Raw genomic sequence first — 12,346 nt, 5'->3', positions numbered from 1 at the left:
CATGCGCCCCTCGGACGGTTCGCCCACCTTCTACGAGGAGGTGGGCGGCCGCCCGACATTCCGGCGCATTGTCGACGCGTTCTACCGCGAGGTCGCGCGCGACGAGGTGCTGAAGCCGATGTACCCCGAGGAAGACCTCGGGCCCGCGGCGGAGCGGCTGCTGTTGTTCCTCGAACAGTACTGGGGTGGGCCGACGACGTACAGCGAGACGCGCGGCCATCCGCGCCTGCGTATGCGGCACATGCCCTACAAGGTGAACCCGGATGCCCGCGACCGCTGGCTGGCCTGCATGCGTACCGCGGTCGACGAGGCGGGGTTGTCACCGATGCATCGCGACGTGCTGTGGGATTATCTCGATCGCGCGGCGCACTCCCTCGTGAACTCCTTCGACGCGTAGAACTTTCGAATCTTTCTTCGCTTTTTCGGTGGAGCGAGGGTTCGTTTGTCAGAGGTTGTTTCTAGCCTGGGAATATGACAAGCGACGCCGCTTCCTCGCTCACCGGGCTCGACCCGGTAGAGCGCATGGTCACGGCCCTGCTCGTGGGCGACATCGCCCGCTACGACCGGGCCATCGCCCGCCTCGAAGCCCTCAAAGCCCGCAGCCTCACCCGCCTCGCCGGCATCGCCCACGCCTCCGGGGAACGTTCCCCGAACCGGGACGGCATCGACTACGCCCGCCGCGCGATGGCCGCGGACATCGCCGCCGCCACCCACACGCATCCCGTCGCCGCGAAACACGCCATGGAAGACGCCGAAACCCTGACGTTGCGGTTCCCGGCGACGTTCGACGCGCTCGCGAGCGGCACGATCTCCGCGAAGCACGCACGGGTGATCACCGATGCCGGGGGCGCGCTTCACCCGGACGCGCGGGCGGCGTTCGACTCTGCCACGGTTCCGGTTGCGGAGACCATGACGCCGGGTGAGCTGTCTCGGGTGGCGAAGAAACGGGCCGCGGAGATGGCCGACCTCTCACCCCGGGAACGACATCAGCGTGCCCGGGAGCGACGGTTCGTGTCGATCACCGACCTCGACGACGGCATGAGCGCACTGCGCATGAACGGGCCGTCCCTGGAACTTCACGCAGTGTATGACCGGTTGACGAGACTCGCGAAGACCGTGAAACACGACCGGGCCGGGGTGCGGGAACAGTACCGGCGGACGGTCGGGCATGGCGTGGGTGCGGAGTGTGTCGTGGAGGGGTGTGCGTGCCGGGATGTGCGGGGCTCCCGCGCGGCCGGCGACGTCGCGGCCGGCGGCGGCGATGCTGCTGCCGATGGCACCGTGCCCGAAACCAGCACTGGCGGAGCGCGCGCGGGCGCTCTCACCCCGGAGGCTGTGACGGCAGCGACTGATCACCGCTCCCTCGATCAGCTCCGCACCGACTTGTTCATCGATCTCCTCCTCGGCGCCGAACCCACCGGACACGACCTCCACCGGGCCGGCACCACCGAGACCCTCACCCACATCCGCGCCGAGGTGCAGATCACGATCCCCGCGACCATGATCCTCGACCCCGACGACGGGACCGCCTGGCTCGACGCCGGAACCCTCATCTCCCCCGACACCGCCCGACACCTCGCCGGTGCCTCACCGGGGTGGGACAGGCTCTTCTACCGGCCAGGCACCGGCATCGTCGAACACATCGACCACTACCGGCCCACCGCCTGGCAGAAACGCGCCCTCATCGGACGAGACCTCACCTGCCGGTTCCCCGGCTGCACCACCCCCGCACGCCGCACCGACATCGACCACACGCATGCCTTCGCCGAAGGTGGCCGAACGACGATGTCTAACCTCGCGTGTCTCTGCGAGGCGCACCACGTGATGAAGCACCAGTCCGACTGGCAGATGAAGCAACTTGACGACGGGGTCATCGAGTGGACGAGCCCGTCCGGGGCCGTATACGAGACCGAGCCACCGAGCCGGGTGTACTTCCGGGAAGAACCCACAGTCGAACCGAACCCGGCGTCCTCCCCATGGGGTCCGGCACCAGCCCGCGCCGAGGACCGACCCGACCCACCGCCATGGATCTCCGACTAGCCGGCACGCCTGCTCCTCGGCGGTCGCACACGGCATCGATCGCGACGATCGAGGGTGCCCCGCATCCACCCGCGACGCAGGTCTCCGTCGGCACCCGACGACGAGCCCACGAGCCGAGGAGACCGCACCGCGGTCGCGAACGCTCCAGTTACGCCGTCCCGGTGGGTCGCACCGGTGTCAGCCCGCTCACGGCGGGGCCGCGCGAGAGTACGTGGCCTCGCGCGAGCGAGACGCGCGTCCATCGTCCGGCCGTGAATACACGCGCCCGCTCCTCACCCGAGACGAAACCAAAGGTGAAGGCCGCAAAGGCGACGCCGAGGGGCAGGCCCAGCAGATCTTCGTCGGGCTGTCCCCATACCGATCCCCGTACGGCCCGCACAGCGTCCTCGCCCGGGCTATCCGGGAGCTGGTGCGCGACGGCGGCGATACCCCACTGAGCCCTGTTCGCCAGGGTTGCCGCGTCGATCTCGCCCGCGTCCGCCCATCCCGCGCGTGGCGGCGCCACCCCGGCCCAGGCCGGCGAGATCGCCTCATCCGGCAGCGTCAGGCTCTGCGGTTCGCCTCCCGCCTCGAGCGACGCGACGACGAAATCGCACTGAAGCTGCGGATCCGCGCGCAACATGCGCATCGCGAGCACCGTGGGCGTCCGGTCCAACAAGCCTCGCGGCGCGAGCGCCGCGGCCGTCATCACGAGCGTCCCCGCGGCCGCCTGGATCCGCACACCGTCCTCTCCGGCACGGGATGCGCGCCCCGCGAAGGTCAACACATCACGCGCAGATTCGGGATCCGCCATCACCAGTCGCTCACTCATCGTTTCTAGACTAGGCACGTGACCCTCGAGATCGATCTGAACAAGCCCGTCGAGATGATGCTGAAGGTGCTGCGGCTGGAGGACACGGGCGCCCGCACGAGCGAGGACATCTTCGTCGGCGGCTCCCACCCCATCCCCACGGGCCGCGTATACGGCGGACAGGTGGTGTCGCAGTGCGTCGTGGCCGCCGCCGCGACCGTCACGGAGGGGCACATCCCGCACTCGATGCACGGCTATTTCCTACGGCCGGGCGACCTGAACCTCCCGATCACCTTCGCCGTCGACCGGATCCACGACGGACGGTCATTCTCTCGCCGGCGGGTGCAGGCCTACCAGAACGGCACACCCATCTTCAGCGGCATCATCTCGTTCCAGACCGACGACTCCGGCCTCGATCACCAGATGCCCGCGCCCCGCGTCCCGGGGCCCGACGACATCGACCCGAGCGACGACATGGCCGGTTCCTTCTTCCTGCTGCGCTCGAACCCGATCGAGGCCAGGCGCATCCCGTTGCCGGCCGACGGATCCGGAACTCAGGCGACCTGGATGCGGGTGCGCGAGCCGCTCGCGGACGACCCGGCCCTCCACCGCGCCGTCCTCGCCTACATGAGTGATTTCTCAATCCAGGAGCCGTCACTGCGCGCGAACGGCGTCACCTGGCGCGTGCCCGGCATCAAGTCGGCGAGCCTCGATCACGCCATCTGGTGGCACCGCTTCGCGCGCGTCGACGAGTGGCTCCTGTACGTCAACGAATCGCCGTCAACGCAGGGCGGCCGCGGCATGAACACCGGCCGCTTCTACACGCAGGACGGCGCGCTGGTCGCGAGCACCGCCCAGGAGATCATGCTGCGCCTGCCCGGGGTGTGAGCCGCGTCAGGCGACGAGTGACGCGCGCACGTCGGCCTCGAGCGCAACCCACGCGAGCATCGCGCACTTGATCCGCATCACGTACTTGGCGGTGTTCTGGAACGCCGCCGCGTCGCCGAGCTCCTCCGTCGGCGCAACCGCACCGCGCGATCGCATCATTTCGCGGAACTCGTCGATGCGGCGCAACGCGTCCTCACGCGTGGCCCCCTCGAGCAGTTCGCTCATGATCGATGCCGACGACATCGAGATGCTGCATCCGTCGCCGTCCCAGGCGAGCCCGGCAATCCGGCCGTCCTCGACAGTGATGCCGAGCGTGATCTCATCGCCGCAGGAGGGGTTCAGCTCGTGGTGCGTGAACGGGTGCACCGACGGGTCGCCCTTGCCCTCCGGTGACTTGGCGTGGTCCAGGATCAGCTCCTGGTACATCTGCTCGAGCGCGTTGCTCATCGATCCGCTCCAAAGAAATCGCGTACTTCTGCCAGCGCGGCGCCGAACGCCGCCACGTCGTCGAGCGTCGAGTAGACGCCGGCGCTCGCGCGCGTCGACGACGCCGTTCCCAGCGCCCGGTGGAGGGGCTGCGCGCAGTGGTGTCCCGTGCGCACCGTGATTCCCCGATCGTCGAGGAACTGGCCGACGTCGTGCGCGTGCACGCCGTCGACGATGAAACTCGCGAGCGCCGCCCTGTATTCCCCCGCGGCGGGTCCGATCAGGCGAACGCCCGGCGTCCGTTCGACGACGTCGACGAGCGCCTGCGCGATCTCGTGCTCGTGCGACGCCACGGCCGCCATCCCGAGGCCATCGAGGTACTCCACCGCGGCAGCGAAGCCGACGGCCTGACTCACGGCCTGCGTGCCGGCCTCGAAGCGATTCGGCGCTGGGAGGAACTCGGCCGCCTCCATCGAGACGACGGTGATCATGGATCCGCCAGTGCGCACCGGCGGAAGCAGGTCGAGCAGCTCCGCCCGACCGTATAGCGCGCCGATTCCGGTCGGTCCGAGCATCTTGTGGGCGGAGAACGCCGCGAAATCCACCCCGAGGTCATGAAGATCGAGCGGCATGTGTGGCGCCGACTGGCAGGCATCGAGCACCGTGACGGCTCCGACGCCCCGAGCGAGCTCCACGATGTCCGCGACGGGCGCGATCTGCCCCGTCACGTTCGACACGTGCGCGAACGCGATCACGCGGGTCTTCTCACCCACGAGCTCACGAATGCCGTCGAGCGTCCAGAGGCCGCGCTCGTCGACGCTTGCCCACCGCAGCACCGCCCCGGTCTTCGCGGCCAGCCGCTGCCAGGGAATAAGGTTCGCGTGGTGCTCTGCCTCGGTGATGACGATCTCGTCGCCCGCCTGCAGCGCGAATCGCTCGTCGCCGAGCCCCATCGACGCGTCAGCCATACCCAGCGCGATCATGTTCAGGGCGTCCGTTGCATTCTGCGTCCAGACGATCTCGCGCTCACCGGCGCCCACGAAGGCGGCGACGCGTTCGCGCGCGCTCTCGAAGGCCCACGTGGCCTCGCCCGTCGCCATCGAGGATCCGCGGTGCACGGCCGCGTAGTCGCGCCGCACGAACTCCGCTTCGGCATCGATCACGCGCGCAGGTCGCTGGCTCGTCGCGCCCGTGTCGAGATAGACGGTCGAGGGGTGCGCCGCGAAGAACGGGAAGTCAGCGCGGACGGTGGCGCCGAGGGCATGTGGCATGGAGAACTCCATCACAGGTTGCGAGTGTCTCCTCCTATCTTCGCGCACCGAGATGACAGGGGCGCGAGAGCGGGCGCGATGCCCACCGACACGCTGAATTTCATCTTCGACGCAGATGTGCGTACGCTGGATATGTCAGATTGTCGACACGCAGAACGTCAATCTGTACCATCCGCGGTGAACGCGTACGACACGGCCGCAGCGGTGAGAAGCAATTCATCTACCGAGGGCTGAGCGCGCAAGCTGCGTCCCGTGCGCGCCGGCAGCACACATACACGTGACCGATACAGATACAGACGTGCTCGTTCGCGCCGAGGGCCTATACAAGGTCTTCGGCCGTCGCACCCACGACGCCGTCGAGAGACTCCGCAACGGCACCCCGCGGGAACAGCTCGACGGCGCGACCGCGGCCGTGATCGACGCCTCCTTCGAGGTCCGACGGGGCGAGATCTTCGTCGTGATGGGGCTCTCCGGATCCGGGAAGTCGACCCTGATCCGCATGATCAACGGCCTTCACGACGCCACCGCCGGACGGCTGCAGATCAACGGACAGGAGATCACGACGATCTCCGACAAGAAACTTCGCGAGATTCGACGCACATCGATCTCGATGGTCTTCCAGCACTTCGCGCTGCTCCCCCACCGCACGGTGGTCGACAACGTCGCCTATCCCCTCGAGCTGCAGGGCATCGGACAGGCGGAGCGCGAAGCGAGGGCGAGCGAGATCCTCGACCTCGTCGGCCTCGCGGGCTGGGGCGACAAGCTCCCGAAGCAGCTGTCCGGTGGCATGCAGCAGCGCGTCGGCATCGCCCGCGCGCTCGCGGCCGACACCGACATCCTCCTGATGGACGAGGCGTTCAGCGCTCTGGATCCGCTGATCCGCCGCGAAATGCAGGAACAGCTCGTCGAACTGCAGCAGAAGCTGCACAAGACGATCATCTTCATCACCCACGACCTCAACGAGGCCATGTTCCTCGGCGACCGGATCGCCGTGATGCGCGACGGCCGCATCGTGCAGATCGGATCCCCGGAGGACATCCTCACGGACCCCGCGAACGACTACGTCGAACAGTTCGTGCAGGACGTCGATCGCGCCCGCGTCCTCACGGCCGCGAATGTGATGGAGAAGCCGATCACGGTCGTGGCCGACAGCGCCGGGCCCCGCACCGCCCTGAAAACGATGCGCGACGCGTACTCGAGCGCCGCCTACGTCGTCGACCGCAACCGCACCCTCGTGGGCACCATCGAGGATCGCGACGCGATCAAACTGGTCCGCAAGGGCGAGCGGTCGATCGCGAGCATCATCCGGAAGGACGCCGTCACCGTCGGCGCCGACGACGTACTCATGGACCTCTTCATCCCCTCCGTCGAGTCGAAGCTCGCCGTCGCGGTCACTGACGCGGACGGTCGCCTCGTCGGCGTCATCCCACGCGTGACCCTGCTCGCCGCGCTCGGCCCCGGGCCGGGAGCGACCGAGGAGATCACCATCCCGGCACAGCCCGTGCCCACCACCGTCATCGACCAGGTGCTCGAGGCGAGCGAAGACGGCGAGCCGCTGGCCGCATCCGCCCTGGGATACGAGGAGGCCCGCTGATGCTCGAGAATTTTCATCTCCCCATCGGGGTCTGGGTCTCCGACGTCGTCGACTGGGTCCGCGACAACCTCAAGGCCGTCCTCGACCTCATCTCGACGGTCGTGAGCTTCCTCGTCGAAGGCCTTTCGGACATCCTCACGGCACCGCCCGCCCTGGCGATGATCGTCGTCCTCGCGCTCATCGGATGGCTCGTGCGCTCGTGGCAGCTCGCGGTCGGAACCGTCGTCATGTTCCTCATCATCATTGGCGTCGACCAGTGGGAGACGACGATGCAGACCCTCGCCCTGGTGCTCATCGCGGCGCTCGTTACCGTGGCGATCGCGATCCCCGTCGGAATCTGGGCGGCGCGAAACGATGCCGTCAGCGCCGCCGTCAAGCCGGTGCTCGACTTCATGCAGACGATGCCCGCGCTCGTATACCTGATCCCGGTCATCGTGTTCTTCAGCATCGGTGTCGTTCCGGGCGTTATCGCGACCGTGATCTTCTCCTTCCCCCCGGGTGTGCGACTGACGGAGCTCGGTATCCGCAGCGTAGACGCCGAGACGGTCGAAGCGGGTCACGCGTTCGGCGCGAAACCCGGGCAGATCCTGCGGGGCATCCAGCTGCCCCAGGCAATGCCAACGATCATGACGGGCGTCAACCAGGTGATCATGCTCGCCCTCTCGATGGCAGTGATCGCGGGCATGGCCGGCGCCGACGGCCTCGGCAAGGAGGTCGCCGCCGCCCTTGCGACGATCGACGTTGCGAAGGGGGCCGAGGCGGGCCTCGGCGTCGTCTTTATCGCCGTCTACCTTGACCGCGTCACGGCCGCAGCCGGTGCGCCATCGAGCTACCGCGGATCCCTACTCGGCGCACTCTCCCGCCGCCGCGCGTCGGCGCGCGACGCACGTGCGGACGCCGCGCCCTCCAGCCCGGAAGCGTCGACGATGCCCGCCGGCAGCGCCCGCGAACTCGTCTGACCCTCCCTCACCAGAACCCCTCCCTCACCAGGAACCCTCCCTCACCAGGAAACGCACGGTGCCGCACGGCACCGATGAAAGGAATCACCGTGATGAAGAAGCACACCCTCGTCAGCATGATCGGCCTCGGCGCCGTCGCGAGCCTCGCGCTCGCCGGCTGCGCATCGGACGCGGGCGACGGCGGCGACGCCGGCACCGCCGCGGACAAGGGCACCGTAACGCTCGGCTTCCTGCCTTCGTGGACCGATGGCCTCAGCATGACCTACCTCGTGAAGGACCAGCTCGAGAAGCGCGGCTTCGAGGTGGAGCTGGAGGAGCTCTCCGAGGCCGGCCCCCTGTTCACGGGGCTCGCACAGGGCAGCATCGATGTCTTCCCGTCGGCGTGGCCCGAAGTGACCCACGCCTCCTACATGGAGACCTACGGCGACGACCTCGAGGACCTCGGCGCGTACTACGACGGGGCGGTTCTCACGATCGCCGTCCCCACCTACATGGAGGACGTGAACTCGCTCGACGACCTCAAGGGGCAGGCCGATCGCTTCGACGGCGAGATCATCGGCATCGAGCCCGGCGCGGGCCTCACGAAGCAGACACAGGAGTCGATGATCCCGGCGTACGGCCTCGAGGACGAGTACCAGCTCGTCACCTCGTCGACCGCGGGCATGCTCGCGACGCTCGACAGCGCCATCGCCGCCGAGGAAGACGTCGTCGTGACGCTGTGGCGCCCCTTCTGGGCATACAACGACTGGGACATGAAGGACCTCGAAGACCCGAAGGGCGCCATGGGAGAGCCCGAGACGCTGAACTTCATGGCGCACGCGGGCTTCACCGAGGAGTTCCCGGAGGCCGCCGAGCTCATGGGCGAGATCACGCTCACCGATGACGAGTACGGCTCGCTCGAGGGTCTCGTCACGAGCGACGAGTACGACAATGACCCCGAGGGTGCCGTCGACGCATGGCTCGCCGATCACGGATCCGAGTTCGACTGGGTGCAGGAGTAAGCCCGGGCCGATACACACAGCTCAAACGGGGGCGTCGCAATCTCGCACTGCGGCGCCCCGTCGTTTCGCACGCACATCGATACGGAAGAAGACACACATGAACCGCCCCGCACGTCTGCTCACCACGACTGTCCTCGTGGTGGTCACCGCCGGCGCTCTCTCCTCGTGCTCGCAGGAGGACGCCGCCTCGGCCGACGGCGACGACCTGGGAACCGTGACCGTTGGGTTCCTCCCGTCTTGGACCGACGCAGTCAACAACGCCTACCTGCTGGAGGACCAACTGACGAAACTCGGCTACACGGTCGAGCTCGAGGAGCTCTCCTCGCCGGCCGTCCTCTACACGGCTCTCGCGGAGGGAACGGTCGATGTCTACCCGTCCGCCTGGTCGGACATTTCGCAGGCGCAGTACATCGAGAAGTACGGTGACGACCTCGAAGACCTCGGCACGTACTATGGCAACGCGCACGGTACCCTCGCCGTTCCGGATTACGTCGATATCGACTCCGTTGAGGACCTCCGAGGCCAGGCCGACCGCTTCGGCGGAAAGATCTACACGATCGAGCCCGGTTCCGGCACCGCCACCATGGCGGAGGAGAATCTCTTCCCCGCGTACGACCTCGGCGGCGAGTACGAGCTCGTCCCGTCGTCGCTGGCGGCGATGCTCGCGACACTCGAGAGCGCCGTCGCAGACCAGGAGGATATCGTCGTCACGCTGTGGCGGCCGTTCTGGGCCTATGACGCGTACGGCCTGAAGGACCTCGAAGACCCCGAGGAGGGCATGGGAGCGACCGAGGGCCTGCACTTCATGGCGCACAAGGGCTTCAGCGAGGAGTTCCCGGAGGCTGCCGATCTGATCGGACAGATCGAACTCGACGACGCGCAGTACGGCGCGCTCGAGAACGCGGTCGTGAACGAGTTCGGCGCGGGCGAACAGCCGGAGGCGATCGATCAGTGGGTCGCCGACCATGCGGGCAAGCTCGATTGGATCATCGAGTAGGAGACGCGAACAACGCCCCGAGGATGATCCTCGGGGCGTTGTTCGCGTGCGACGGACGCCGTCAGTCGCGGGTAAGCTTGCGGTGCGTCGTGCGGTGCGGACGCGCGGCATCCGGTCCGAGGCGATCGATCTTGTTCGCCTCGTACGCCTCGAAGTTGCCCTCGAACCAGTACCAGTTGGCGGGGTTCTCCTCGGTGCCCTCGTACGCGAGGATGTGCGTCGCGATGCGGTCCAGGAACCAGCGGTCGTGGGTGACGACCACGGCACAGCCCGGGAACTCGAGCAGAGCGTTCTCAAGCGACTGCAGCGTCTCGACATCCAGGTCGTTGGTGGGCTCGTCGAGGAGCAGCACGTTGCCGCCCTGCTTCAGCGTCAGCGCGAGGTTCAGGCGGTTGCGCTCACCACCCGAGAGCACGCCCGCCTTCTTCTGCTGGTCCGGGCCCTTGAAGCCGAACTTCGACACGTAGGCGCGCGACGGCACCTCGGTCTTGCCGACCATCATGATGTCGAGCCCGTCGGAGACGACCTCCCAGAGCGTCTTCTCCGGGTCGATCGCGCTTCGGGTCTGGTCGACGTAGCTCAGCTTGACCGTCTCGCCGATCTTCAGCTCGCCGCCGTCGAGGGGCTCCAGGCCGACGATCGTCTTGAAGAGCGTGGTCTTGCCGACGCCGTTCGGGCCGATGACTCCGACGATGCCGTTCGGCGGCAGCGAGAAGCTGAGACCGTCGATGAGCGTGCGGTCGTCGAAGCCCTTCGAGATGTTCTTGGCCTCGATGACCACCGATCCCAGGCGGGGACCCGCGGGAATCTGGATCTCCTCGAAATCGAGCTTCCTCGTGCGTTCCGCCTCGGCCGCCATCTCCTCGTAGCGAGCCAGACGCGCCTTCGACTTCGCCTGACGGCCCTTGGTGTTCGAGCGAACCCATTCGAGCTCGTCCTTCAGGCGCTTCTGCAGCTTCGCGTCCTTCTTACCCTGGACGTCGAGGCGCTCGGCCTTCTTCTCGAGGTATGTCGAGTAGTTGCCCTCATAGGGGTACAGGCGACCGCGGTCGACCTCCGCGATCCACTCGGCGACATGGTCGAGGAAGTACCGGTCGTGGGTGATCGCGATCACGGCGCCGTGGTAAGACTTCAGGTGCTGCTCGAGCCAGAGCACGCTCTCGGCATCGAGGTGGTTCGTGGGCTCGTCGAGGAGCAGCAGGTCCGGCTTCTCGAGGAGCAGCTTGCAGAGCGCGACGCGACGCTTCTCACCACCGGAGAGGTTCGCGATCTGCGCATCGCCCGGGGGCGTGCGCAACGCGTCCATGGCCTGGTCCAGCTGCGCGTCCAGGTCCCACGCGTCGGCGGCGTCGATGGCCTCCTGCAGCGTGCCCATCTCGGCGAGCAGAGCATCGAAGTCGGCGTCCGGCTCGGCCATGAGGCCCGAGATCTCGTTGAAGCGGTCGATCTTGCCCTTGATCTCCGCGACGCCGTCCTGCACGTTCTCGAGGACGGTCTTCGACTCGTCGAGCTCGGGCTCCTGCATGAGGATTCCGACCGAGAAGCCGGGCGTCAGCGCGGCCTCGCCGTTGGAGGGCTGATCGAGGCCCGCCATGATCTTGAGGATCGTCGACTTACCGGCACCGTTCGGGCCGACCATGCCGATCTTCGCGCCTGGGAGGAACGACATCGTCACGTCGTCGAGAATCAGCTTGTCGCCCACGGTCTTGCGGGCGCGCACCATCTGGTAAATGTACTCAGCCATATTGCACCCCAGTCTACCCGGCGCGACTCGCCGGCCGCCACGGAATACGGGTGCGGATCCGCGGGTCGGGGGTGCACGGATCCGCACCCTGGCGCAATCAGAACGGATTCGTCGCGGGCTCGAGCTCGCGCACCTCCCCCGTCTCCAGGTCGACATCGGCGTCGACCGGCGCATCCTCGTCCCCGGCGGGTGCCGGGGGTTCCATCCAGCTGTCCTGCGCGGCGGTCGCCTCGTCCTCGTCGCGCCGATGGCTCGTCGACGTCTTGACGATCTGTTGCACCTTCGCCCACTGGAGGTCGATCCCGACGCTCTCGGCGCGCACGGTCACGTTGATGCCGCTGCGCTCGTCGCGAGACCACTTGCGCACGGCGAGCGTACCCACGACCACGACGCGCGTCCCCTTACTGACGGACTTGATGATGTTGTCGGCGAGCATTCCGTTTGCCGTCACGTCGTACCAACTCGACTCCGTGTCCCGCCACGCGCCGGTCTGCGGGTCCCGATATCTTCGCGTGCATCCCACGCGGAGGCGCGTGAACGTTCGCCCATCGTCGCCCTTGTCGATCACCGGCTCTGCGCCCACATTGCCGATGATCGTGATCTGTTCGTTCATGACCACTCCTTTCGAATCGCAGA

The 12,346-nt window shown here is 67.4% G+C and carries 12 protein-coding genes; 7 read left to right on the top strand and 5 right to left on the bottom strand.

Annotation, left to right across the window (positions count from 1 at the left end):
* The first annotated feature begins 1 nt into the window (after nucleotide 1).
* Nucleotides 2-397 carry a globin gene (locus IEX05_RS05075; RefSeq protein ID WP_188700278.1) on the top strand — a complete coding sequence of 132 codons (396 nt, stop codon included), beginning with the start codon at nucleotides 2-4 and terminating at the stop codon, nucleotides 395-397.
* 74 nt (nucleotides 398-471) lie between these two features.
* On the top strand, nucleotides 472-2,040 hold the full coding sequence (locus IEX05_RS05070; protein ID WP_188700277.1) for an HNH endonuclease signature motif containing protein: 1,569 nt from the start codon (nucleotides 472-474) through the stop codon (nucleotides 2,038-2,040).
* 148 nt (nucleotides 2,041-2,188) lie between these two features.
* Here IEX05_RS05070 and IEX05_RS05065 read toward each other — a convergent pair whose 3' ends face one another.
* Nucleotides 2,189-2,851: a DUF8185 domain-containing protein gene (locus IEX05_RS05065; protein ID WP_188700276.1), complete on the bottom strand. Its 663-nt coding sequence runs from the start codon at nucleotides 2,849-2,851 to the stop codon at nucleotides 2,189-2,191.
* 54 nt (nucleotides 2,852-2,905) lie between these two features.
* Between IEX05_RS05065 and IEX05_RS05060 the strand changes: the two genes are divergently transcribed.
* Nucleotides 2,906-3,718, top strand: coding sequence for an acyl-CoA thioesterase (locus IEX05_RS05060; protein ID WP_188700416.1), 813 nt, complete (start codon nucleotides 2,906-2,908; stop codon nucleotides 3,716-3,718).
* Nucleotides 3,719-3,724: 6 nt separating this feature from the next.
* Here the strand turns inward: IEX05_RS05060 and sufU are convergent, their stop codons facing one another.
* Both sufU and IEX05_RS05050 read right to left on the bottom strand, forming a co-directional pair.
* Nucleotides 3,725-4,165 carry a Fe-S cluster assembly sulfur transfer protein SufU gene (sufU, locus tag IEX05_RS05055; protein ID WP_188700275.1) on the bottom strand — a complete coding sequence of 147 codons (441 nt, stop codon included), beginning with the start codon at nucleotides 4,163-4,165 and terminating at the stop codon, nucleotides 3,725-3,727.
* Complete coding sequence (locus tag IEX05_RS05050; protein WP_229661132.1) at nucleotides 4,162-5,415, bottom strand: SufS family cysteine desulfurase; 1,254 nt, start codon at nucleotides 5,413-5,415, stop codon at nucleotides 4,162-4,164. The genes sufU and IEX05_RS05050 overlap by 4 nt, the downstream gene beginning before the upstream one ends.
* Before the next feature lie 277 nt (nucleotides 5,416-5,692).
* Between IEX05_RS05050 and IEX05_RS05045 the strand changes: the two genes are divergently transcribed.
* The 4 genes from IEX05_RS05045 to IEX05_RS05030 all read left to right on the top strand — a co-directional run bounded on the left by IEX05_RS05045 (nucleotide 5,693) and on the right by IEX05_RS05030 (nucleotide 9,966).
* The gene (locus IEX05_RS05045; protein ID WP_308423400.1) at nucleotides 5,693-7,009 is read left to right on the top strand and encodes a quaternary amine ABC transporter ATP-binding protein; all 1,317 of its coding nucleotides are present in this window, start codon (nucleotides 5,693-5,695) and stop codon (nucleotides 7,007-7,009) included.
* Complete coding sequence (locus IEX05_RS05040) at nucleotides 7,009-7,968, top strand: ABC transporter permease (RefSeq protein ID WP_188700273.1); 960 nt, start codon at nucleotides 7,009-7,011, stop codon at nucleotides 7,966-7,968. Before IEX05_RS05045 ends, IEX05_RS05040 begins: the two co-directional genes overlap by 1 nt.
* A 92-nt stretch (nucleotides 7,969-8,060) precedes the next feature.
* Nucleotides 8,061-8,969, top strand: a complete 909-nt coding sequence (locus IEX05_RS05035; RefSeq protein ID WP_188700272.1) for a glycine betaine ABC transporter substrate-binding protein — start codon at nucleotides 8,061-8,063, stop codon at nucleotides 8,967-8,969.
* 97 nt (nucleotides 8,970-9,066) lie between these two features.
* Nucleotides 9,067-9,966, top strand: coding sequence for a glycine betaine ABC transporter substrate-binding protein (locus tag IEX05_RS05030; RefSeq protein ID WP_188700271.1), 900 nt, complete (start codon nucleotides 9,067-9,069; stop codon nucleotides 9,964-9,966).
* A gap of 61 nt (nucleotides 9,967-10,027) precedes the next feature.
* Here the strand turns inward: IEX05_RS05030 and ettA are convergent, their stop codons facing one another.
* The gene (ettA, locus tag IEX05_RS05025) at nucleotides 10,028-11,710 is read right to left on the bottom strand and encodes an energy-dependent translational throttle protein EttA (protein ID WP_188700270.1); all 1,683 of its coding nucleotides are present in this window, start codon (nucleotides 11,708-11,710) and stop codon (nucleotides 10,028-10,030) included.
* A 97-nt stretch (nucleotides 11,711-11,807) separates the two neighbouring features.
* Complete coding sequence (locus IEX05_RS05020; RefSeq protein ID WP_188700269.1) at nucleotides 11,808-12,323, bottom strand: single-stranded DNA-binding protein; 516 nt, start codon at nucleotides 12,321-12,323, stop codon at nucleotides 11,808-11,810.
* Nucleotides 12,324-12,346 lie beyond the last annotated feature (23 nt).

Source organism: Microbacterium nanhaiense (assembly GCF_014646015.1).
Lineage (GTDB): Bacteria > Actinomycetota > Actinomycetes > Actinomycetales > Microbacteriaceae > Microbacterium > Microbacterium nanhaiense.
The sequence above is the reverse complement of the archived record's forward strand: the minus strand, read 5'-3'. Positions and strand labels throughout refer to the sequence as shown.